General features: G+C 68.5%; 24 protein-coding genes. 6 read left to right on the top strand and 18 right to left on the bottom strand.

All coding sequences use genetic code 11. The annotated features are described in order from the left end of the window. Window positions 1-113: 113 nt before the first annotated feature. The 4 genes from OG456_RS48090 to OG456_RS48075 all read right to left on the bottom strand — a co-directional run bounded on the left by OG456_RS48090 (window position 114) and on the right by OG456_RS48075 (window position 4,218). Entirely contained in the window at window positions 114-2,474 is a 2,361-nt protein-coding gene (locus OG456_RS48090) for a GH92 family glycosyl hydrolase (protein ID WP_266571415.1), read from the bottom strand. A gap of 352 nt (window positions 2,475-2,826) precedes the next feature. Then, a complete protein-coding gene (locus OG456_RS50735) occupies window positions 2,827-3,015 on the bottom strand; it encodes a hypothetical protein (protein ID WP_323136478.1) in 189 nt (62 codons plus the stop codon). Window positions 3,016-3,175: 160 nt separating this feature from the next. After that, entirely contained in the window at window positions 3,176-3,358 is a 183-nt protein-coding gene (locus OG456_RS50730) for a hypothetical protein (protein ID WP_323136477.1), read from the bottom strand. 680 nt (window positions 3,359-4,038) lie between these two features. Next, window positions 4,039-4,218, bottom strand: a complete 180-nt coding sequence (locus OG456_RS48075; protein ID WP_266571413.1) for a hypothetical protein — start codon at window positions 4,216-4,218, stop codon at window positions 4,039-4,041. 660 nt (window positions 4,219-4,878) lie between these two features. Here OG456_RS48075 and OG456_RS48070 point away from each other — a divergent pair. Further along, window positions 4,879-5,766, top strand: coding sequence for a class I SAM-dependent methyltransferase (locus OG456_RS48070; RefSeq protein WP_266571412.1), 888 nt, complete (start codon window positions 4,879-4,881; stop codon window positions 5,764-5,766). 548 nt (window positions 5,767-6,314) lie between these two features. Here OG456_RS48070 and OG456_RS48065 read toward each other — a convergent pair. From OG456_RS48065 to OG456_RS48025, 9 genes are all read right to left on the bottom strand, one after another. Continuing rightward, the gene (locus tag OG456_RS48065) at window positions 6,315-7,343 is read right to left on the bottom strand and encodes a cation diffusion facilitator family transporter (RefSeq protein WP_266571411.1); all 1,029 of its coding nucleotides are present in this window, start codon (window positions 7,341-7,343) and stop codon (window positions 6,315-6,317) included. 539 nt (window positions 7,344-7,882) lie between these two features. Further along, window positions 7,883-9,694 (bottom strand): complex I subunit 5 family protein, encoded by a 1,812-nt coding sequence (locus tag OG456_RS48060; protein WP_266571410.1) that lies wholly within the window; start codon window positions 9,692-9,694, stop codon window positions 7,883-7,885. Continuing rightward, a complete protein-coding gene (locus tag OG456_RS48055) occupies window positions 9,691-10,038 on the bottom strand; it encodes a sodium:proton antiporter (RefSeq protein ID WP_266571408.1) in 348 nt (115 codons plus the stop codon). The genes OG456_RS48060 and OG456_RS48055 overlap by 4 nt, the downstream gene beginning before the upstream one ends. Beyond that, entirely contained in the window at window positions 10,035-10,808 is a 774-nt protein-coding gene (locus tag OG456_RS48050; protein WP_266571407.1) for an MnhB domain-containing protein, read from the bottom strand. The genes OG456_RS48055 and OG456_RS48050 overlap by 4 nt, the downstream gene beginning before the upstream one ends. After that, window positions 10,805-11,074 carry a hydrogenase subunit MbhD domain-containing protein gene (locus tag OG456_RS48045; RefSeq protein WP_266571791.1) on the bottom strand — a complete coding sequence of 90 codons (270 nt, stop codon included), beginning with the start codon at window positions 11,072-11,074 and terminating at the stop codon, window positions 10,805-10,807. Before OG456_RS48045 ends, OG456_RS48050 begins: the two co-directional genes overlap by 4 nt. Beyond that, complete coding sequence (locus OG456_RS48040; protein WP_266571406.1) at window positions 11,067-11,537, bottom strand: monovalent cation/H+ antiporter complex subunit F; 471 nt, start codon at window positions 11,535-11,537, stop codon at window positions 11,067-11,069. The genes OG456_RS48045 and OG456_RS48040 overlap by 8 nt, the downstream gene beginning before the upstream one ends. Before the next feature lie 52 nt (window positions 11,538-11,589). Beyond that, window positions 11,590-11,796, bottom strand: coding sequence for a hypothetical protein (locus OG456_RS48035; RefSeq protein WP_266571405.1), 207 nt, complete (start codon window positions 11,794-11,796; stop codon window positions 11,590-11,592). A 324-nt stretch (window positions 11,797-12,120) separates the two neighbouring features. Beyond that, a complete protein-coding gene (locus tag OG456_RS48030; protein ID WP_266571404.1) occupies window positions 12,121-12,579 on the bottom strand; it encodes a hypothetical protein in 459 nt (152 codons plus the stop codon). 21 nt (window positions 12,580-12,600) lie between these two features. Beyond that, window positions 12,601-13,158, bottom strand: coding sequence for a hypothetical protein (locus tag OG456_RS48025; protein ID WP_266571403.1), 558 nt, complete (start codon window positions 13,156-13,158; stop codon window positions 12,601-12,603). A 729-nt stretch (window positions 13,159-13,887) separates the two neighbouring features. Here OG456_RS48025 and OG456_RS48020 point away from each other — a divergent pair. Together OG456_RS48020 and OG456_RS48015 are read left to right on the top strand one after the other, a co-directional pair. After that, the gene (locus tag OG456_RS48020) at window positions 13,888-14,532 is read left to right on the top strand and encodes a response regulator transcription factor (RefSeq protein ID WP_266571402.1); all 645 of its coding nucleotides are present in this window, start codon (window positions 13,888-13,890) and stop codon (window positions 14,530-14,532) included. 91 nt (window positions 14,533-14,623) lie between these two features. After that, a complete protein-coding gene (locus OG456_RS48015; RefSeq protein WP_266571401.1) occupies window positions 14,624-14,854 on the top strand; it encodes a hypothetical protein in 231 nt (76 codons plus the stop codon). Between the two features lie 134 nt (window positions 14,855-14,988). Here the strand turns inward: OG456_RS48015 and OG456_RS48010 are convergent, their stop codons facing one another. After that, entirely contained in the window at window positions 14,989-15,714 is a 726-nt protein-coding gene (locus OG456_RS48010; RefSeq protein WP_266571400.1) for a TetR/AcrR family transcriptional regulator, read from the bottom strand. 31 nt (window positions 15,715-15,745) lie between these two features. Here OG456_RS48010 and OG456_RS48005 point away from each other — a divergent pair, with 31 nt between their 5' ends. Then, window positions 15,746-16,870 (top strand): NAD(P)/FAD-dependent oxidoreductase, encoded by a 1,125-nt coding sequence (locus tag OG456_RS48005; RefSeq protein ID WP_266571398.1) that lies wholly within the window; start codon window positions 15,746-15,748, stop codon window positions 16,868-16,870. Between the two features lie 83 nt (window positions 16,871-16,953). Here OG456_RS48005 and OG456_RS48000 read toward each other — a convergent pair whose 3' ends face one another. Further along, window positions 16,954-17,196 (bottom strand): hypothetical protein, encoded by a 243-nt coding sequence (locus OG456_RS48000; RefSeq protein WP_266571397.1) that lies wholly within the window; start codon window positions 17,194-17,196, stop codon window positions 16,954-16,956. Window positions 17,197-17,282: 86 nt separating this feature from the next. Between OG456_RS48000 and OG456_RS47995 the strand changes: the two genes are divergently transcribed. Beyond that, window positions 17,283-18,404 carry a peptidoglycan bridge formation glycyltransferase FemA/FemB family protein gene (locus OG456_RS47995; RefSeq protein WP_266571396.1) on the top strand — a complete coding sequence of 374 codons (1,122 nt, stop codon included), beginning with the start codon at window positions 17,283-17,285 and terminating at the stop codon, window positions 18,402-18,404. Window positions 18,405-18,733: 329 nt separating this feature from the next. On the opposite strand, the gene OG456_RS47990 is transcribed toward OG456_RS47995, so the two are convergent. Genes OG456_RS47990 through OG456_RS47980 form a run of 3 tightly spaced genes read right to left on the bottom strand, consistent with a single transcriptional unit; the run spans window position 18,734 to window position 21,191 of the window. Then, window positions 18,734-19,525 (bottom strand): ABC transporter permease, encoded by a 792-nt coding sequence (locus tag OG456_RS47990; protein WP_266571395.1) that lies wholly within the window; start codon window positions 19,523-19,525, stop codon window positions 18,734-18,736. Next, window positions 19,522-20,490 (bottom strand): ATP-binding cassette domain-containing protein, encoded by a 969-nt coding sequence (locus OG456_RS47985; protein ID WP_266571394.1) that lies wholly within the window; start codon window positions 20,488-20,490, stop codon window positions 19,522-19,524. The genes OG456_RS47990 and OG456_RS47985 overlap by 4 nt, the downstream gene beginning before the upstream one ends. A 29-nt stretch (window positions 20,491-20,519) precedes the next feature. Then, the gene (locus OG456_RS47980) at window positions 20,520-21,191 is read right to left on the bottom strand and encodes a DUF4097 family beta strand repeat-containing protein (RefSeq protein ID WP_266571393.1); all 672 of its coding nucleotides are present in this window, start codon (window positions 21,189-21,191) and stop codon (window positions 20,520-20,522) included. A 340-nt stretch (window positions 21,192-21,531) separates the two neighbouring features. Between OG456_RS47980 and OG456_RS47975 the strand changes: the two genes are divergently transcribed. Next, on the top strand, window positions 21,532-22,263 hold the full coding sequence (locus OG456_RS47975; protein WP_266571392.1) for a helix-turn-helix domain-containing protein: 732 nt from the start codon (window positions 21,532-21,534) through the stop codon (window positions 22,261-22,263). Window positions 22,264-22,317 lie beyond the last annotated feature (54 nt).

Raw genomic sequence — 22,317 nt, 5'->3', positions numbered from 1 at the left:
CGTGCCCACGGACGGCAGGCCGTCGCGCTCGCCCACCTCCTGCCCCCGCACACCCTCCGGTGCACGGGCAGCCGCAGTGCGGCCCCTGTGTGGAGGGGCCGCAGCCGACATCGTCAGTTCTGGCTGATGGCGGGCGGGGCGGCGTTGACGCCCCAGGTCGTGGGCTTGTCGGAAAGGTCGATCTTGATCGTGCCGGAGCGGAGCAGATCCTTGTGGGAGAGCCAGCTCTGGTGCAACGTGCCCTTGCCCGTGTTCACGGAGGACACGTACTGAAGCTTCGAGGCGTCGGCGCCCGGCGCCTCGATGCTGATCCTGCGTCCGTGTTCAGGCCGGATCTCGACCTTCTCGAACATGGGCGCAGTGACGATGTAGTTGGCGGAACCCGGCTGGGCCTCGAAGACGCCGGCCATGGCGAAGACGAGCAGCGACGAGGTGGCGCCGAGGTCGTCGTTGCCGGGCATGCCGTACACGTCGTCGGTGAAGAGCGTCCGCATCGCACGCAGCACCGCCGAGGTCTTCCACGGGGCGCCGGTCCACGAGTACATCCACGGAGTGTGGAAGTCGGGCTCGTTGTTGGGGTTGAAGGCGAAATTGTTGTGGTAGTCGTACGCGCCGCTCACCCAAGACTCCGAAGCCGCCTTGGCCGGGTCACTGAGCACGGTCGGCATGTCGAAGAACTTGTCCAGCCGCTGCTCCGCAGCCGCCTGGCCGCCCATGAGACCGAAGAGGGTCTGCGGGTCCTGCTGGGCGAGCCACTGGTACTGCCATGCGGTGCCCTCGTGGAACGCCCCGGACTGGGTGGGGTCGGGGTCGCCGGCGACCGTGCCGTCCGCGTTCTTCGTGACCGGGAACCCGGAGAAGCCCTGTGAGGTGACGCCGGAGTCCCAGAGGTTCGTGAAGTTGTCGCAGCGCGAGGCGAGCGTCGCGGCCTTGTCCTTGTAGCCGAGGCCGTCCGCCATCGTGGACAGGGCGCAGTCGCCGAGTGCGTACTCGAGTGTGGCCGAGCCGGCCTGGCGGCTGTCGCCGTACGTGTAGCCGGGCAGGTTCTGATAGCCGACCCAGCCGTTCTTGACGTACGTAGGGTTGCCGTCACGGCCACGGAAGAGCGACTGGTCCGAGGGGACCTCGTTGACGTTCTTCCAGAGTGCGTCGAAGAGCTGGTGCGAGGTGCGGTTGTCGAGCAGGCCGCGGTTGTAGATGTCGACGATCCACGGGGTGATGGGATCGCCGCTCATCACGTTGGTCTCGCTGTTGCCGAGCCCCCAGCGCGGCAGCCAGCCACCGTCCTGGTAGATGTGCAGCACCGACTTGGCCATGTCCGCGGCCTTGTCCGGATGCAGCAGGGCCACCAGCTGGTTCTGCGAGCGGTAGGTGTCCCAGAGCGAGAACATCTGGTAGTACGTGGAATCCGCTCGGTGCACCTTGTCGTCGAAGCCGCGGTAGCGGTTGTCGACGTCGGAACCGATCGACGGGTGCAGCAGCGAGTGGTAGAGCGCGCTGTAGTACGTGCGCTGGTCGGCGGTGCTGCCGCCGGCCACGCGCATCCGGTTCAGCTCGCCGCGCCAGGCGTCGTGCGCGCCGGCGCGGGCCTTGTCGAACGACTTGGGCTGCTCGGCGGTGCGGTTGAGGCGCGCGCCGTCGATCGAGGTGTAGGACAGGCCCACCGACGTTCCGACCTGGTCGCCCTTGGCCGGGTCGAACGTCAGCCAGGCACCGGCGCGCTTGGTGCCGCGCGACGCCTCGCGCTGGTTCGGCGTGAGGGTGCCGTCGGTCCAGGTGCCGAACGTCGAGAACGTCCGGTCGAACTTGGCGCTGAAGTAGACCCGGTAGCGCTCCTTGCCGGTCTCGCCACAGAAGTTGCCGCCCTGGACCCAGCCTTCCACGGTGTCGTTGCCGACCACCTTGACGTCGCCGGCGTAGGTGCTGCCGTTGCTCTGGCCGGCCTCGATGAGTACGTTCTCGGAGCCTGATCCGGCGGGGTAGGTGTAGCGGTGCTGGCCGGTCCGCTGGGTGGCGGAGAGCTCGGCCTTGATGCCGTTGTCGAACTTCACGCCGTAGTAGCCGGGAGCGCGGGTCTCGTTGTCATGGCTGAACTTCGCACCGTACTGCGCCGGGTCGGACGAGGTGACCGCACCGGTGGTCGGCATGAACCGGAAGTTGCCCATCGTCTGGCAGCCGACGCCCGAGAGGTGCGTGTGACTGAAGCCGAGGATGGTGTCCTGCGCATAGTCGTACGAGGCGTACTTGTTGAGCTGTGTGTCAGGACTCAGTTGCACCATGCCGAACGGAGCGGCCGCGCCCGGGAAGGTGGTTCCGTCGCCGTTGTTGCCGATCGACGTGTCGACCAGCGTGGTGGGGTCATCAGCGAACTTCGGCCCCCGCTCCTTGGCGTTCGCGACGCCGGAGGTGGCGGAAGCCGTGGCTATGGTGGTGACGATCAACAAGGCGGTGAACACGCGTCTCAGCGCTCTCATCGTGATCCTCTCTCCTACGACAACGTTGTCAAAATCAGTGTCTGTCGATCTTTGCCTTTCCGGTGTCGTTCCGTCAATCCATCGTTCACCGCAGCTGGTTGAGTGTGCGGAGGGGCCCTTGCCCTTGCCCTTGCCTGCGTGGCCTCTAGAGAGAGCACTCCTCCTGCTCCCTCGCGGCGCCGCCCGAACGCGGGTCGCTCCGAGGCCATCGGCGAGAAGCGCGGCGTGCAGTCGCCCCGCGGTGCAGCGGATCGCGGCTCAGTACGACTCGCATGGCTGCGGCCACGTGTAGCCGTGTCAGACATGGGAGCGGCCCGCCCCGGTCGGGGCGGGCCGCTGGTCGCGGTGTGGGTCAGCGGCCGGCGTCTTCGGGTCGCAGCACCCGGAACGGCATTCCGGTCCGCTCCGCGTGCGCCACCACGTCCGCGGTCCCGCCGAACCCGCGCGCGGGCTTCCCGTCCCAGACCGCGAGCAGCTCGTCAGAGAGCCCGACAAGGATTTCGCTGCCCGTCTGGTGCGCTTCGCTGGTCGACTCGGTCATGCCTTCTCATGGAGTCGCGGTGCAATGGCCGGATGGTGGCGGGCCCGCGCGCTCCGCGTATCCTCGCTACGTGCTTCTTCGGCCGCGCGGGACATCGGCCGGTCGCACACCTCGTGGTGCCACTCGGGCAGGCCTGCCCGGTACTCGGTGGCCGGGATGACTACTTCCAGGCGGCCCCGCGTTTGAGGACGGCTTCCGCGACCCAGGTGGCGGGGCCGTCGGCGATGCACGAGACGGCGACCAGCTCGACCGCGCCGTAGCAGCTGACGGCCTCGTCGAGCAACGCCCGAACTACACGTTCCCCGTGCCGCGCCTTGCCCTCGCGGACCTGTATCTGTGCCACTCGGTGCTCGCCCCGGACGCCGGGATCGAGGCGTACCTGACGCAGATCGACGCGTGGCTCGGACGGGGCCGATGGCGCAAGAAGGGCGACGCCACCTGGTCGAAGGGCGGCCCTGCGCGTCACCGTCCACCACGACGCCGCGCACCCGTAGGACGGCGCGCCGACCGTGACATCCCGCCCGGCTTCCGCTCGGTCGACGTCGTGATCCTCAGCGACGAGTTCGAGGTCTCGCGCACGGTGCGACAGCTTCCCTGGAAGTCCAACAGGGCTTTGGAACTCCGTGGACCGGCCGCCGTGTGCCCTTGCGCACGCTCGGTGAACGTGCCGGGCGGTCGGCTGGCCGGTGCCCTGTGCCGTCACCCGCAGGGTCCGTCAGTCCGGCGGCTCCATCGGGGAAGGCTGACCCGGCTTCGGCTCCGCAGGGTCGGGCTCGTCCGGGCCGGGGGGCGCGGGCGGCTCAGGTGGCGGGACGGGTGAGCCGGGCGGTTTCGGGGGATCCGGTGGACTTGGCGGCTCGCCCGGTTTCGGCCCATCGGGCGGTTCGCCAGGGTCCGGGGGCTTTGGGCGAGGCGGGGGTTCGGGCGGCGGCACGGGGGTCACGTCGGGGTCGGTTGGTACAGGCACAGTTCCCATGATCACGGCTCCTACCGGCCGAGGCTGTGTTCGCGTTTCAGTGACGATCACTCTCGCGGTGCCGGCTCGTCCGGCTTCGCGCACGCTCCGTCCAGGCCACCCGGGCCGCGGACGATCAGCGCGAGCCGGTCGCCCCGGGCGCCGAACGCAGTAACGCACGTGCGCCCGATGCCACCGCTGGTGCCGGTGACCACCACGGTGCGGCAAGCGCCAGCGTGATGTGTCATACGGTGCGGGTTTCCCTGATCAACGCTGGCAAACGGCCGTGGAGACCGTGCCGTGAGGGTGGGCTGATCGTAGGGTCGAGAACAGGCAGACGAGGCTCGAGTGAGGGAGGCAGCTGATGCGGGTCGTGACGCTGCTCCATGCCGATGGTCCTCCGCTCGTCGTGAGCTACTGGCACCCGATCGCCTGGACCTCGGCGCTCGCCCAAAGCCGCCACCGCCGGGCGATGGCGCGCATCGACGGAGTGAGCAGCACGTGCGGTGACGAGCTGCCGGACCACGTGCCCGCCAATCGTGAGGACTGTGGCGGGGCCGGGGCGGTCGGAACGGCGAATCAGGAGCTGTCCGCCCGGCTGCGGTCCCACATGCGGGCCCTTGTCGGTATGTCCGGGCTGGTGCGGACGGTGAAGGGGCGCGGCTGGACGATCGTCCTCGCTTTCCCGGCCTCGGCGAGGGACCTTGCGGCGAGGTGGTGTGTCCTGGACGCGGATGCCGTGACCGACACCGGTACCAGAGCGCAGGGTGTGGACACTGGTAAGCCCGTCCCCGACCGCGGGCCTGTTGCTCTCAAGAAGGCGGGCGTGGGGCCGCCCCAAGCGCTGGTCGCCCGCCACAGCCCCACAGGGCGTGCAGGCTGCGGCCCGGGCCAAGGTGCCGTTTGTAGTGGTGCCGTCCCGCGGACTCGGCGAGCGGGCCCTGCGCGCGGCCGGCGCCTGGAAGGCCACCTCGGTGTTGCCGGACGGCGCGCCTGTTCCAACGGCGGTGTGCTCGCGGACCCTGCCCTCTGCGCGCCCGATTTCGTTGGGCCGCACTGCCGTGGGTGAGATGTTCGGCGCCGGCTACACGGTCTCTGTCGAGTTCTACGATCTGCTCCAGGGTGAAACCGACCGTCGCCTGGCACAACGGCGCTTCGCCGAGGCGGCCAGCCACGCCCGGCACGGGATCCTTGATGTCGGTGCGGGTACCGGGATCGTCACAGAGACCTTGCTGACCGCGTCCGCCGCGCCGATCCACGCTGTCGAGCCGGCGGCCCCGATGCGCGCCGCCCTGCTGTCCCGCCTGGCTGGTCTGGGCGCTGACCAGCGTGCCCGCGTCACCCTTCACCCCGAGTCCATCGAGAGTGCGGGACTCGAGGAAGTTGCAGACCTGGCCGTCGCCTCCAACATCATCGCCTGCCTCGACCCCGCCACCCGACGCTCCACCTGGCAGGCCGTCAGCCGCGCGCTCCTGCCCGACGGGCTCCTGCTCTTCGACCCTCCGCCCACCGAACTGCCGACCGGGCGCGAGAAGGTGGGACGGCTCGGGCCGGTCCGGGTAGGCCCGGACATCTACGGCGCGGATATCACCCGAGAACCCGATGCGGGGTTCGTGCGCATGGTCTTCACCTACCACGTCGAACGAGACGGACGGGTGTTGCGCCAGCAGCGGGAGACATTCGAGCTCTGGCCGGCCAGCGCTGCGGAGATCGGCGCAGAACTTGAGGCACAGGGCCTGCAAGTCGTGCACGCCCCCCACGCCGATCTTCTGGCCGCGCGCCGCCCTGCGCGCTGAGGGAGACGTGTGGGCCGGCGCCGGAGCACCCGGGCCTGTTGCGAAAGTTGATTTTCTTCATCGATGGCCATGTCTCGTGCGAGGTGATGCCGCGTCTGCGTACAGGCGGGAGCGACTTGTGCGGCAGCCGTGCGCCTCGTCGGCGCGCACTCGGTCCGGCCTTGCATCGCCGGCCCCGGCTACGCCCGGGCGTACCGGATCGCGTCTGGCACGTGATGATGCCAAAGGCGATCATCACGTGCGTCCCAACTTCCGTGTGCCCCGCCGTATCGACGTCACCCGTCGACAGCGGTGAAACCCTCGGCATCGGCCTCCAACGGACTGTCACGCGACGACCCGCTGGAGGCCGGCCGTCGCGCGACGCACGTCCCATGTCGGCCATGCCGCACATCCCGGCAGTTCGGCGACCCCTGCGACGCGACGTCGGCGGCAACTGCGTCAACTGCCGGGCGGCCGTACCGTTTTCCAGAGAGCGGGCTTCTCTGCTGCCATGGGTATTCGTGCTCCCTCGGAGCACTCCTGAGGGCGCCCCTGTCTTCGTCCTCGGTTCAGTCGCGTGCCTCCTGTGCCTCGACTGTCGCGTCCAGCTCACGTCGTTCACCGGCGGCACGGGCACGGTCCTTCGCGGTGGCCTCGGTGACATCCAGAAAGACTTGGTCGGCGAGAGGCCAGCGGCGGGTCATGTCCGACTTGATGCGGACGAGTACCTCTTCGACATCCTCGCTGTCCATACCGCCAATCAGGTCGACGCGGACGGCGACGAGTGTGGAGCGGGTGCCCAGGCGCATGGTCAGCAGGGTGCTGACGGCATCGATCTCCCGCTGCTCGTCGAGAAACTCGTGGATCTCGCGGCGCAGTACAGGGTCGGCAGCCTCGCCGATCAGCTGATCGCGTGACTGGCCTGCCAGTTGGAACGCGACGAAGACGAGCAAGACACCGATGAGGAGCGAGGCCCAGGCTTCGTAGGCGATGTTGTCGGTGAGCATATGCAGGCCCACGCCAACGATGGCGAGCACGACACCCAGGCAGGCGGTGGAGTCCTCGGCGAGCACTGTCCGCAGGGCCGGGTCGTCGCCCGCGCGGATCTCGCGCACCATGCCACGCGAGGCGTGCCGGGCATTGCCGCGGACCTGAACCAGAGCCCTCACCAGCGATGAACCCTCCGCGAGGAGCGCGACGCCGAGCACGGCGAGAACGACGACGTAGCCGGTGTGAGTCTCGGAGCCGCCCGAACGCAATGCCTCGATCCCCTGGAAGAAGGAGAAGCAGCCGCCCATCACGAAGATGCCGACGGCAGCGAGCAGGGACCAGAAGTAGCGTTCCTTGCCATATCCGAAGGGATGCTTGGCGTCCGCGTCGCGGGTGCTGCGCTTGAGCGAGGCCAGCAGGAAGACCTCGTTGAGGCTGTCGGCCACCGAGTGCGCCGCCTCGGACAGCAGGGCGGGCGAGTTCGAGACGAGCCCACCGAGTAATTTGGCCAGCGCGATGACGAGATTGGCACCGAGGGCGACATAGACGGTGACAGTCGTCCTGCTGTCTTCGTCCGGATCACTTCGCTTCTGCCGGGCGTCAGACATCGTTCCACCTTCGTCGTGAGCAGGGGCGAGGCAATGCGAGAGTGGGGTCGGGGAACCCGCCCTCACTCCGGGCACCAGATCCGTTCACGGGCCGCACCCGTCTTTGAGCTACGGCTCGCAGGAGGAGTACGGCGATCTTCGCGATACCCGGCACCGCGAAGACGGAGTAGTCACTGACGTGCTCTGCATGTAGTCGTGCTAGGGGTAGTACCCGGCGCGCGCGGTACCACGCCCTGCGGTGCACGGCTGTCCGGGCGAGCATGGCCGCGAGCCCGTGGACAGCAGCCCGAGCAGCACTCCGGCGGCGCGCCAGGGCGGGGGCGTGCTGGACGGACCGTGGCGATGGCATGGGTCACCTCAGCAACGTAGCCAATGTGGTCGGTGAAGCAGTGGGCGGCGCGACCGGCGCCGGTGCCGGCCCGCAGCGATCAGGACGAACGCGAGGGTGGCGGCGAGCAGAACAGCCGGTCAGGCAAGCATCGTGTCGGGAATGCGGATGAGCCGGCCTGCGCGAGGTTCGCAGGGCCAGGCCCGTATCGCTACAAGAGGAGCGCGGTCAGCAGCGTGATGCCCGCCAGTGTGAACGCGACGTAGTCACCGAGGTGGCCCGACTGGAGACGGTGGAGGGGCGCGGCCCAGCGCGCCCGTTCGTCCGTGGCGGGCCGGCGCACCGCCGTCCAGGCCAGGGCGAGCGCCAGGGCCGAGGAGAGAAGGCCCAGGGCGACCCCGACTCCCGTCCAGTGGGGTGCGGGTGTGACCGGGGGCGGCGCCGTTTCTGCTGTCCCCAGTACAGCGGCCGTGTATCCGGCGTGATCGGTGAACGCGTCGGCCGCCCGGCCCACGGCCGGCCACAGCCCCGGCACCAGCCCCACGGCCAGCGCACCTGCCATGAGCACTACGGGTACGGCGAGCATCGTGTCCGGGATGCGCCTCAGCGGGCCGCTTGTCTCCGGCTCCTCGTCCTTGCCCGTCGTGGTCTCCAGGTTGCCGGAGGGACGGGGACCCCAGCCCAGGAAGATCCGCGCGGAGGCACGCAGGACGGCTCCTCCCGTGAGTGCCGATGCGGCCACGAAGACACAGGTCGGCCACCACCCCGCGGCCTCCTCGGACACGGCCTTGCCCAGGCCCGTACCGAAGGGCGGCAGTCCGGCGAGAGCCAGCCCGCCCGCCGCGAAAAGCGCACCGACCAGGGGGAGTTGACGTGCCCGGCCGTGCAGTTCGTGTTCGTCGACGCTGCTGAATCGGTTCAGGAGGATGCCCGCGCAGGCGAACAGCGCGGCCTTCACGCCCGCGTGGGCGAGGACGTACAGGATGGTGCCGTCGAGGCCCTCCGGGCTGAGGACCGAGACGCCGACGAGGAACAGGCCCGTGTGGGAGACGCTGGAGAACGCGAGCAACCGCTTCAGGTGGCGTTGCTGCCAGCACATCACGGCACCCACGAGGGCGGTGAGCACGCCGAGGGTCAGCAGGGCGCGGTGCACGCTGGGCCCCGGGATGCCGCCGGGGCCGGCGAACACGGTCCAGTAGACACGTGCCGTGCCGTAGACGCCGAGCTCGACCATGACTCCTGACAGCAGGATGCAGACGGGCGTCGGGGCGACGGCATGCGCGTCGGGCAGCCAGAAGTGGAACGGGACGGCCGCCGCCTTGACGAGGAGACCGGTGAGGACCAGGACGAAGGCGGCCAGGACCAGCACGTCAGGGCGTCCGTCGTGCGGGTGCGCGTCGAGACGTCCGCCGATCTGCGCGAGGCCGAGCTCACCGGTGCGTGCGTACAGCAGACCGATGCCGAACAGCGTGGTGTAGCCGCCCAGTGAGTTGATGATGCCGAACGTCAACGCGCCCTGAACCGCCCGGGCTTCCTCCACCCGGTAGCCGGTGAGGGCGTAGGCGACGACGCCCATGAGTTCGAAGAAGACGAACGCGTTGAAGAGATCACCGGTGAGAACGAATCCGCACATACCGGCCTGGAACAGCAGGATGAGAGCGGGGAAGGAGCCCGCGTGCTGGTGCGGCGGTTCGTCGAAGTACCGCCAGGAGTAGGCGAGAGCGGCAACCACCAGGACGGAGGTGAGAGCGGCGAGTCCGACGCCGACCCGGTCGCCGACGAGCACGATCCCCACGCTCACGCCGTCGCGGGGCCGCCATCCGCCCATCCACTCGACGGCGCGCGAGCCCGCCGACGGCGAGAGTACGAGGAGGGCGACGGCCCACGCGGCAGCGCCCGCAGAGAAGGCGAAGCCCAGAACCTCGGCGGCGAACCTGGGCAGCCGTCGGCCCGCCGCGACCAGAAGTGCCGCGCCGAGGAGCGGGGTAGCCACAATCAGGGGCAGGAGCTGCGCGGTTGTCACCCCCGGAGCTCCGACAGTTCGTCCGGGTCGACGGTGCCGTGCCGTTTGGCGGTCTGGATGACGAGGGCGAGCAGCAAGGCGGTGACCGTGGCGCCCACGACGACGTCGGTGAGGACGAGAGCCTGGACGACCGGGTCGACGACGGGGCGGGAGCCGGGGGCGATGTCGGAGAAGACGGGGGCGGTTCCGCCCCGGCGGTAGCCCACGGCGAGCAGTAGCACGTACGTCGAGCTCTGGCATACGGACAGGCAGCCCACCGCGTGGATCAGATTGCGGCTCGTGGCCAGCCCGTAGCAGCCGACGAGGAAGACCCATCCCGCTGCCAGATACGGAAGCACGCTCATGACCGGTTCGCCTCCTCGTCCTGTCGGCCAGTCCCGCCCGTCCCGCCGCCCTCGATCTCCAGGGCCTGGTCCAGGAACCGGGCGAGCAGCACGACGGTCGCGCCGGCCACCTCCACGCCGATCGCGGCGTTGAGGAGCGGGACGGTGCCGCCGGAGGAGAGGGTGTTGAACGTCCCGTACGGCAGGAAGTTGGCGAGGAACACCGACCCGGCGAGGAGCCCTGCCGTGCCGAGGAGAACGTACGCGGCTTCGCCCGCGGCGTCCGCGATCGCGTACGCGGCGGCCGGTCTGATGCGCTCGAGCGCCTTGTAGTCGATGGCGATGTAGAGGAGGTGCAGCGCGGTCGCCACGATGACGCCGCCCTGGAAGCCGCCGCCGGGACTGAGCTGACCGTGCGCGATGATGTAGAGGCCGATGAGCAGAGTGACGGGCAGGGCGATCAGCGCGTAGCGACGTACGTGTGGATCGACCCGGACCGTCTCGGGCGGTTCGCTGTGCTCGTCGCGGGTTTCGCGGAGCAGGACGACGGTGCCGAGGACGGCGGCGAACAGGATGGACTCCTCGCCAAGGGTGTCGAAGGCACGCTGGTCGAAGTTGACGGAGGAGATGACGTTGGCGGTGTGCCGGGCAAGGGCACTGCGGACCGCGCGCTCCCCGTACGGGTGCGAGGTGCCGCCGAAGCCGGGCAGGTCGAAAGCTGCGCAAGCGAGGAGGACGGCCACGCCGATGCCCCCCACCGCCAACAGCCACAGCCGTGCCTTCCTGCTCACGCGCGCCCCCTCTTCCGGCCGCCGCGATGGCCACGGCCACGCACCTTGCGGACGGTGAGCAGGAGCATCAGCGGCGTCAGCGCGGAGCCGACCGCGAGCTGCGAGAGGGCCACATCCGGAGACTGCAGAGCGGTGAACAGGACGGCGAGCGCGAGCCCGAGCAGAGCCAGCACGAGTGCCTGACGGGCCGGGTCCCGGGTGAGGACGGCGGCGGTCGCGGCGGCGACGACGAGCGTGAGGGCCAGGACGACCAGCAGATCAGCCATCATGTGCCTCCCGGGGGAGGGACGTCGTGCCCGACACCGCCCGGCCGGAGATGGTGTTTCCAGCAGTAAGCAGCGCCCCGATGAGCAGCAGTTTCACGAGGGACCGCCCCGGGCCCGTCGCCACGCAGAGCGGCAGCACGACGAGCGGCGGGGCCGCCGCCGACAGGACCGTCATGGCGCGTGTCACCCGGGCGGTGGGCGGATCGGCCGCCAGCTCGGCGGCGAGCAGACGAGCGTAGACGAGCGTTCCGGCCGGTCCCAGGACTGCCAGGACCAGGCCGAGGTCGATGTACGAGGGGCGGGCGTAGCCCTGGGCGAGCAGCAGCATGACCAGGCACACGAGGAGGGCCGCGACGTTCTGTGCGACGACCCGGCGCCGGAGAGGGCCGGTGGTCGCCCCCCACAGAGCCGGGGCAACGCCGAGCGCCAGCACGACTGCGGCCGCGAGGAGCCAGCCGTTCACCGGGCCGGTCCCAGATCGTGACCGAGGGGCGGCGGAAGGAAGACGTGCGGCGTCACGCGGATCCGCTCCGCCCCGTCGCGGCCACGCGCGCGGCGCGGGCGCCGAAGGCGGCGAGGAGGGAGGCGCACGATCCGACCACCCACTCCAGCAGGTCAACGCGGGAGATCAGCACGAGCCAGAGTCCCGTCAACACCGCCCACCAGCCGACCACTTCGGCGGTGACACGCAGCGCCGCAGAGCCGGCGACCGTACGAGCCATCAGCCCACCTCCCGAGAACCGGGTGCCCGGCGGTCAGGCTCTCATGCCGTCGCTTGACGTCGCGTCAACCTCGCCGGTGCCGGTTCCAGCGGTGTGAGCAGCCCGCTGCGGCCGTCCCACCAGGCCTTCAAGAGGCGTCTGCCGAGGCGTTCATCGAGGAGGACGGTGGCCTGGACGCCGAGGGCGACGTGCCGCGCGGTCGCTGCATGTCCTTGTGCCAGAGCTCGACGTGCTGTTGCGGCTCTCTTGGGCCGGCCCTGGGGCTCACTCCCTCCTGACGGCCAGGATGATCCCGAGAAGGAGCGTGGCGTCATCCTGCACTGGCTAGGCGGTGAGGAGGCGGTTGAAGAAGGACCGGTAGTGCCGGAGCGCCTTGCGCAGGTCTTCGGTGTTGGCTTCCTCGCCGCTCTTCCACTGGCCTTCCAGCCCACGCTTCTGATCGGCGAAGGTGGTGGCCAGGGTCTGCATGACATCGGTGACCAGGGTGTCCGCCGACTGAACGGCCTCCCGTGGCTCGTCCACGAAGGTGCTCTGGACCTTGTTCCAGCGATCGCGGAAGTCTTGGGCGTCCCCGGTCGTCAGGAGCGGGGGCGTTTCTTCTTTGTTTGGCTGTTCGGCTTGCTGCTGCTGCGCCGGTTCGGCCGTCGCAGCTCCGTCCGGCCGCCCTTCTTCCGGCCGCCCTTCTTCCGGCGGCGGTGCGTCCGATCGGCTGTCTTTCGGCTGGGCGAGGTCTTCGGTGGACCGGCCCGTGAGGATAGGGTCCGATGCGGAATCGCGTGGCATAGTTCCTCCTCTTGGCCAGGGTTAGGCACGCGCGTGGCGCGACTGGCCGCCGTTGCTGAGCAGTTCGTCGAACAGGGCGCGGTAGTTCGTCATGGCCCCCCGCAACTGTTCCGTGCTTGCCTTGTGTTGCGTGCTGAGGGTGTCGATCTCGTGGGCTTCCCGGTAGTGCTTCAGGGTGCTCCCGTGCTCGACGGAGAGGTCTTTGAGGCGTTGTTCGAAGTCCTCCGTCGGGTATCCCCTTTCGTGCATGAGCGAGGTCACCAGACGGTCCGCGTCGTGCACGGCCGTCTCGGGCCGGTCGACGAACTCCTGTTGCACGTCGTCCCAGTCGTGCCGGTAGCGTTCCCGGCGTCCCTCTTCCAGGGGCTTGATGTCGAGCGCGTCATGGCGTTTCGCTCGGGCCTTGAGTTCCCGCTCGCCGGCCGTGCGGCTGTCGGCGTCTTCCATCGTCCGGTCGTACTCCGGCCCGAACTGCTCACGAAGGCGGCGACGGCGCATGAAGAGCGCCACGGCCACGCCGATCAGAAGCAGCACGACGACCACCGGGATGATGATCGCCAGAAGAGTTCCTGTTGACATAGAGAGCAACCTCCCTCGTCGCGGATGGCCCTACAATTTTATGCTTTGTCCTCTATTTCTGGTGGGGTGACCGACGGTTATTGGCGGACAACCCGTTGGCATCGCGCGGGTGGGGTGCGGGCGTCAGGGCGGGGACGCTTCAGGCTGCGCGCAGCACGGCGCCGTTCGCCCGGTCCTCACCGGGCGAGTGTTGCTCCGGGCCAGCGGAATGATGCGAGCGGCGTATGCCACCACCGCGGCGGGGAGTACGTCAGGGACGTGATGCTCGCATCGCTGCTGGAAGAGGCCGGCCGCGAGGGCGAGGCGCTCGCTGTACTTCTCTCGTCCGCCGCGTCCGAGGGGCGCCGCGCGCCGGCAGAGTTGCCTGATCAGGCAAGACCGGCCCACCGAGGCCATCGCGTCCCTCCCCTTGGTATCCGCTCGACGCGAAGGGCGCGAGGCTCGGAGTCGACGCCGAACCCGAAACCGACCCCGACCCATTCGGCCGATGGCCCGCTCGCAACGTGACCACGGTGAACGCAATCCGGAGCTGAGCAGCGGAGTTGGCGAACAGTGTCAACTCGGGTGCTCAGTCACAGGAGCGCTGCTGTGACTGAGCGCTGTAGTTGGCCCGTGAGCGTTGCATTTGGCCTGGGTAAGCACGCCAGGTGGCCTGCAGGGTAGTGATCTTGGTGCCGTCTGGCAGTGAGCTGCGGGCGGTGCCCCTCGCCCCGATTGAAAGGGAAGCGCGTGATCCGCGTTCTAATCGTTGATGACCAGAGCCTCATCCGTTCCGGCCTGCGCTCGGCGCTGGAGGCTGCGGACGGAATTGAGGTCGTTGGTGAAGCCGCTGACGGTTTTCAGGCCGTCAGTGCCACCAGGGAGTACCGTCCCGACGTCGTCATCATGGACCTGCACTTGCCCAACGGCAGAGGGGTGGAAGCCACTGTCCAGCTGGTGCGGATGGAGGAGTCTCCTCGGGTACTGGCACTGACTCGCTTCAGCGCCGACGACATCGTCCTCCAGGCGCTCAATGCCGGAGCTGGGGGCTTCCTCGAGAAGGACCTCATTGCGGGGGAGCTGGCTGCCGCAGTGCGGACCTTGGCGGCCGGCGGACTCGTTCTCTCGCCTGAGATCATGAAGAAGTTGGTCAGTCACGCGCCGACGCGTGGTTCTGGCTTCCTGGGGGAGAAGATCCGCACTCTCACAGACTCCGAGCGCAATGTCCTGGCCCTCATCGGTGCGGGGCACCCCAACCAGAGCATCGCTGAGACTCTTCACCTGTCCCTGGCCAGCGTGAAGACGCATGTCTCCCGGATGCTCGCCCGGCTCGGCCTCGAAAACCGGACCCAGGCCGCAATCCTCGCCCATGAGGCCGATCTGGTCGGTGCCTGACGCGTTCGGTGCCACGAGAACTGAGCGTTGTACTTGGGGATGCGGGCCAAGTACAGCACTCGTCCACAGCTGTTGGGACTGAGCGCTCCAATTGGCACGTGACCCTGCTGAGGCGCTGGTCTTCTCGGACTGGTCGGAGCGGCTCGGTGGCCTCGGAGCCGTCGGCCTGCTCCGGTCGCGCCCCTTCGACACCGATATGCGTGCGGTGGTGACGAGGAGCGTCTATCTCGTCGATCAGGGCGAGCGCGAAGTCACTGTGGGAGATGCGGCTGGCCGTGTCGACGTCGGCAACGGAGTGCCGGCCTGCGCGGCCCCGGCGTGATCGAAGTCACCGGCCGGACTGAGCTGCCTCGCTCACGGTGATCTCGCCAGGCGCCACGGGCCGCGAGTACGCGGCATCGGCTTCCAGACGGCCGCCGGCCGTCTGGAAGCCGATGCCGGCCGCAAAGCAGTCGGTCACGTGCGGGGTCGGCTGGTGATGCCGTCCAAGACGGTGGTCAGGTTGTGGTGGAAGGTCTCCTCGGCATTGAGGTGGGCGCCGTCGATGACGAGCCGGGCGATGGTGGGGTACCTGCCGGTTTCCAACATGCGTGTGAGGTAGGGGCCGAGGCTGGCCTGAAAGGCGGCTTCATCGGTGCCGGTGGAACGGGTGGTGCGTCGCTCGGTGACCTCTCTGCGGACCGCTCCGATGATGAAGGCGTTGAGGGCGCCCAATGCACGCTGGAGCTCGTCGATGCCGTGCACGCCGGGGGCCTGGCTCAGCGCCGCCGCGGTCGCTTCGCCCACGGCGAGCGCGTGAGGTCCCAGGTGCGGCCTTCCGCCGAGCAGGTCGGAAAACCATTCATGATCAAGGGCGGCATCGCGGGTCGCGTGGGCGATGGCCAGTACCGTGGCGCGCCACGCGGAGTGCCGGCCGACCTCGGCGATCCGGGCGTAGACGACGTCGACCATCAGATCGAGCAGTTCGGATCTGTTGATCACATAGTCGTAGAGCCGCATCGGACCGACACCGAGTTCTTTGGCGATCTTGCGAACCGACAGTCCGTCGAGGCCGTGCGCGTCGGCAAGCCGGATCGCCGCAGCGGCGATCTTCTCGCGGCTCAACGGCACCGGCGCCGCCCGCGGCTGAGGTTCGGGCCTTTCCCAAACGGGCAACATTTCGCTACCGTACGGTGCATTCATACGGACAGTGTACGGTAAAGGCGGGGTGGGAATGCGAATTGCGATCGCTGGTGGCGGCCTTGGCGGGCTGACACTGGCACGGATCCTGCATCAGCACGGCATCGATGCGGTGGTGTACGAGCGCGAGGCGAGCCGATCCGCGCGGCCGCAGGGCGGCGCCCTCGACCTGCATCCGGAGTCCGGGCAACAGGCCCTGGCCGAGGCGGGTCTCGCCGGCCGGTTCCGGTCGGAGGCGCGGCCCGAGGGCGAGGAACATCGCATCGTCGACCCGACCGGACGGACCCTGGTGCACCATGAGCCGCAACCTGGCTCATTCTCCGGACGTCCCGAGATTGACCGGAGCGCATTGCGCGATCTTCTGCTCGATTCCCTCCCCGGCGACACGGTTGTGTGGCAGCGCCGGCTTGTCGCGGCGAACCCGCGACCTGACGGGGGCTGGGAACTGACGTTCCATGGCGGCCACCGAACCGGCTGCGACATCCTCATCGGCGCGGACGGCGCGCGCTCGATCGTCCGGTCGCTGCTGACCGACGTCCAATTGTCCTATGTGGCCACCCTCGTAGAGCTGAACATCGAAGATGTCGACCGGCGCCATCCGGATCTCGCCGAGCTGGTCGGCCCCGGGAACCTGTGGTGCGTCGGCGTGAACCAGATCCTGGCAGCGCAACGCCTCAGCGACGGCAGCCTGCGTGTCGGGATCTCGCTGCGCGCAGACGATCGCCCCCTCGACGCATACCGTAGTAAGCGCGCGCTGCTGGACACGTTCGGCGGCTGGGACCCACGGCTCACCGCACTCATCGAGGCCGGGGACAGCGCGCCGACGCCGCGCCTGATCGAGGCGATGCCCATCGGTACGTGCTGGTCCAGCCGGCCGGGCGTCACCCTCATCGGCGACGCCGCGCACCTCATGCCACCGGTCGGCGAGGGCGCCAACCAGGCCATGCTCGACGCCGCCGAACTCGCCGGCCGACTCGCCGCCAACCCCGCCGACCCGGACTCGGCGATCCGGACGTACGAGGAGGTGATGTTCACCAGGATTCACCCGATCGCCGAAATGTCCGCACGAGTCCAGGCGATGATGCTGTCCCCGACCGCGGCGGAAGACATCACCCGCTTCTTCACGGCCCGGCCCGCCGAACCGGCACCCGCAGACTGAGAACGCCGGTGCAGTCGATCGAGCCGAAATGCGCGAGCCCTGCCCTCTCGCGAGCCCTGCCCTCTATGGACACACGCACCTGTTCAGATCGCCGCCCGGATCGGGCTGCCTCGACCCTGGAAGAGCAGATACCCGCGCACCGGCCAGTCCGGCACACTGTCGCGGCAGCTTGCCGTCACTTCGCGTAGTCGCTGGACCCTTATGGCCGCTCCCGCGCTCCTATAGATGTCGATCGCGTAGAGGTAGATCGCGACTGTGTACTTCCTGGTGCACGCCACTCTGCACTCTTGGCCGTACGCCGACAGCACATGGAGATGCTGTGCCATATCCCGTGATTGGTGACATTCTGTGAGGCCTGGGTTCGTGCAACGTGCCTCAGCAGGGTGGCGCGTCGAACAGAGGAGCGCTGCGCATGAGCTATCGCCTGAAGTCGATCACCCGCGACGAACATCTGGCTTTCGTCGCAGCCCAGCCGTCAGTGAGTCACATGCAGGTTCCGGCCTGGGCGGATGTGAAGCCGGACTGGCGGGGGGAGAGCCTGGGCTGGTTCGACGAAGGCGGCAAACTCGTTGGTGCCGGGCTGGTGCTGCTTCGTCCGTTGCCGAAATTGAAGAAGTACTTCGCCTACCTGCCTGAGGGCCCCGTCATCGACTGGACAGCGACGGGCCTGGACCAGTGGCTTCGGCCGATGCTCGAGTACTTGAAAGCACAGGGCGTCTTCTCCGTGAAGATGGGGCCGCCCGTGGTGCAACGCCGCTGGAGCGCCGAGGCGGTCAAGGCCGCGATCGCCGACCCGCAGGCCACAAAGCTGGGGGATGCGCAGGCCACCATTCACGAGCCCGACGCCCTCGAGCTGGCCGACCGGCTGCGCCGGATGGGCTGGCGGCAGACCGAGTCTGGCGGTGAGGACGGCTTCGCCGCAGGCCAGCCGCGCTACGTGTTCCAAGTTCCTTTCAAGGGACGGCCGCTGGAAGAAATCCAGCGCGATCTCAACCAGCAGTGGCGACGCAACATCAAAAAGGCGGAGAAGGCCGGCGTCAAAGTGGTCCAGGGCGACTACGACGACCTGCCCGCCTTCCACGCAATCTACGTCGAGACCGCCGAACGGGACCAGTTCATCCCGCGCCCACTGGCCTACTTCCAGCGCATGTGGACCGCGTTGCAGGCCGAGGACGACAACCGCATGCGCCTCTACCTCGCCCACCACGAGGGAGAGGTACTCGCGGCCGCCACGATGCTGACCGTGGGCGAGCACGTCTGGTACTCCTACGGGGCCTCCACCAGCCGTAAGCGGGAGGTCCAGCCCAACAACGCCATCCAGTGGCGAATGATGTCCGATGCCCACGAATTCGGCGCCGGCATCTACGACTTCCGTGGCATCACCGACACGCTGGAGGAGGACAACCACCTCCTCGGCCTACTCCGGTTCAAGGTCGGCAGCGGCGGACAGGCCGTTGAATACCTTGGGGAATGGGACTTCCCGCTCAACAAGGTTCTGCACAAGGCATTCAACCTCTACATGTCCCGGCGCTGACATCGGCCCGCGCCGCATGCCGCCCCCGGATCCCGGGCCCCAATTGGCTCCAGCTGGTTCCGAGTTCAACTCCGGCCCGAAGTAGCCCCGTCTCCAACCTGCGGCGCGAACTGGCTCGCCCAGCACCTCGCCGTGGGCCTCGTCACGGGTCTTGTCGTGCGTGCGCGGGTGGGGCGAGTGGTGGGCTGTCGGGGCGGTGATCTGCGGGCGCCCGCCTGAGGGTGCGTTGAGGAGATACGGGTGTGGCGGCGTACTCCGACGTGGTGTCGGGGTGCGCCGCCACGAGATGGTGCGGGCTTTGCGGGTGGTGGCGCGGGTGGTCATGCGGGCTACTTCGGGTCGTCGTTGAACTTCGCTTTCGACCAGTAGTAGCCGAGGACGGTGAGGCCGAGGCTCCAGGCGATGGTGAGCCAGCCGTTGTTGCCGATTTCGCTGCCGAGGAGGAGTCCGCGGAGGGTTTCGATGGCGGGGGTGAAGGGCTGGTATTGGGCGATGGGCTGGAACCAGCCGGGCATGGTGTTGGTGGGGATGAAGGCGCTGGACAGGAGGGGGAGCAGGATGAGGGGCATGGCGTTGTTGCTGGCGGCTTCGGCGTTGGGGCTGATGAGGCCCATGCCGACGGCGATCCAGGTGAGCGCCATCGCGAACAGGACGAGAAGCCCGAACGCGGCGATCCATTCCAGGGCGGTGGCGTTGGTGGAACGGAAGCCGATGGCGACGGCTACGGCGCCGACGAGGATGACGCTGGCGATGCATTGCAGGACGCTGCCGATGACGTGTCCGATGAGGACGGAGCCGCGGTGGATGGCCATCGTGCGGAAGCGGGCGATGATGCCTTCGGTCATGTCGTTGGAGACGGACACCGCGGTGCCGATCGTGGTGGAGCCGATGGTCATCAGCAGCAGTCCCGGCACGATGTAGGCGATGTATACGGAGCGGTCGGCGCCGCCGCCGCCGATGCCGGCGCTCATGACGTCGCCGAAGATGTAGACGAAGAGCAGCAGCAGCATGATCGGGGTGAGGAGCAGGTTCAGGGTGAGGGAGGGGTAGCGCCGGGCGTGCAGGAGGTTGCGGCGCAGCATCGTGGACGAGTCGCGCACGGCGAGGGTCAGTGAGCTCATCGGACGGTCTCCTTGGGCTGGTTGGGCTGGGCCGGCACGTTGGTGGTGGTGAGGGCGAAGAACACGTCGTCGAGGTCGGGGGTGTGCACGGTCAGTTCGTCGGCGTCGATGCCGGCGGTGTCCAACCGGTCGAGGATGGTGCGGAGCTCGCGCTGGCTGCCGTCGCTGGGGATCTGCAGGGCGAGGGCTTCGTCGTCGCGATGGGCTTCGTGCAGGGAGAGGGCGGCGTTCTGGTAGGCGTCCGGGTCGGTGAACCGGAGCCGGATGTGTCCGCCGGGGATGAGCCGCTTGAGTTCCTCGGCGCTGCCTTCGGCGGCGATCTTGCCGTCGTTGAGCACGGCGATGCGGTCGGCGAGCTCGTCGGCCTCGTCCAGGTACTGGGTGGTGAGGAAGACGGTGACGCCGTCGGAGACCAGCTCGCGGATGATGCCCCACATGTTGTGGCGGGCGCGGGGGTCGAGACCGGTGGTGGGTTCGTCGAGGAAGATGATCCGGGGGTTGCCGACGAGGGTCATGGCGATGTCGAGGCGGCGCTTCATACCGCCCGAGTAGGTGGAGGCGGGCTTCTTCGCGGCGTCGGTGAGATCGAAGCGCTCCAGCAACTCGGCGGTGACGCGCCGTCCTTCGGACTTGGGGAGGTGGTGCAGGTCGGCCATGAGGAGCATGTTCTCCTCGCCGGTGATCAGGCCGTCGACGGCGGAGAACTGGCCGGTCACCCCGATCGCGGCGCGCACCGCCTGCGCCTTGGTCGCGAGGTCGTGACCGCCGACGCGGATCTCGCCGGAGGCGGGGTCGGGGGAGATGAGGGTGGACAGGATCTTGACGGCGGTGGTCTTGCCGGCGCCGTTCGGCCCGAGCAGGGCGAAGACGGTTCCTTCCGGGACGGCGAGGTCGATGTCGTCGAGGACGGTTTTGTCGCCGTAGGACTTGCGCAGTGCGTTCGCTGCGATGGCCAGGTTGGTCATGGTGGCTGCTCCTTAGGGAGTGCGGGTGGTTAGAGGGTGCGGGCGGTGATGTCGCCGTAGGAGGTGGTCGCCTGGATGTTCAGGCCGGCGGTGGCGCCTGCGGTGTTCTGGAGTGTGTTGTGGATGCGGCCGTAGGTGGTGCCGGCGTCGAGGGTGGCGGAGGTGCCGCGGGCGGCGCCGATGGTGATGTCGCCGGACTCGGTGCGCAGTTCGACGGTGCCGCCGGTGGCTTCGGCGACGTTGAGGTCGCCCTTCTGTGTGTTGATGTGTGCGGGGCCGTTCAGGCGGCCGATGAAGATGTCGCCGGCCTGGAGGGTGAGGTGGGCGCTGGCGGTCTCGTCGAGCTTGACCGAGGCGTGTGCGCCTTCGAAGGTGATCTCGCCGAGGCGTCCGACGCCGCGGAGTTCGGCAGCGGCGGCCTTGGCCTGGACGCGGGAGCCGGCGGGGAGTTGGACGGTGGCCTCGACGGAGCCGGAGTTGCCGAGGATCCGGTTCTTCGCCGGGGCCGCTTCGATGCGCAGGATGCTGTCGCTGTAGGCGACGGTGACCTGTTCCGCGGCCTTCGCGTCGCGGGAGTTGGAGGCGTCGGCGGGCAGGATCTCGACGGTGGTGTCGGCGCGGTCGGCGGCGATGAACTGGATACGCCCCGCGGGGATGTCCAGGACGGCGGTGATGGGGGAGGGGGTGTCGAACTTCTGCATGGTGTGCTCCTTCGATCCGTTGTTTCTGATGGGTGAAACGCTACGTTGCATTCAAGGATCGAGCAACAGTCTTGTTGCTCAAGAACCCTATAAACGCAGGTAGTTGCAGGGATTTCATTGCAATGGTCTGGGCTCTAATGCAACAGGCCTCAGCCCTGGCCGTTGCAATGAAATGGAAGTGAACGCTATAGTCGACCCGCCGGACCCCAGACACGGACACCTGACGCCGGAGACCGTGCGCGGGCGCTGGACACGAGCCCGGCCGCCGGGCACCGACGCCGGTCGCCGCGCGTGGGTGCCCGGCGGCCGGTGCAGGGCCGCTAAGGAGAAGGAGAACGTAATGCCGGGAGGCAGACTTACTCAGCGGGAACGCCAGCAGATCGCGTTGGGGCTGGCCGATGGCCTCGCCTATGCCGAGATCGCCAGAAACCTGGAGCGGCCGACGTCGACGATCACGCGTGAGGTGATGCGTAACGGTGGCCCGACCGCCTACCGTGCGGACCTCGCGCACCGGGCTACGGAACAGCGGGCCCGCCGTAAACAGGCCACGCCCCGGGACGCGGACACGCCCGCGCAGGCTTATGGGCGTGATGCCCAGGCGGTGCTTGCGTATGAGGAGACGTTCACGACCGTCCTCATACAGTCGGGCACGCCGAAGATGATGGCGCGGGTGATGTCCTGCCTCACCCTCACCGACACGGGCAGTCTCACCGCCGCCGAACTCGTCCAGCGTCTACAGGTCAGCCCTGCGTCGATCTCGAAGGCGGTCGCGTTTTTGGAGAGCCAGGGCATGGTCCGCCGGGAGCGCGATGAGCGCCGCCGTGAGCGTTATGTCGTGGACAACGACATCATGTACCAGTCGATGATGGCGTCCGCCCGTTCCACTGCCCACATGGTTGATATTGCGCGGCAGGGTGTCGGTGTTCTCGGGTCGGGCACTCCGGCGGCGACCCGTCTGGAGAACATCGCCCGTTTCCTCGATTTCGTCTCCGAAAGCATTGCGCGCGCGGCGGAACAGGCCCGCGACATCCTCCATACCCAACCCGAACCGCCGAAGGACAGCACCACCTGAGCCGCCCTCAGCCCGCAGCCGGGCCCGGGCCGCAGCCTGCCGTCGGTTCGGGTC

Source organism: Streptomyces sp. NBC_01446 (assembly GCF_026340095.1).
GTDB classification, from domain to species: Bacteria; Actinomycetota; Actinomycetes; order Streptomycetales; family Streptomycetaceae; genus Streptomyces; species Streptomyces aureus.
The sequence above is the reverse complement of the archived record's forward strand: the minus strand, read 5'-3'. Positions and strand labels throughout refer to the sequence as shown.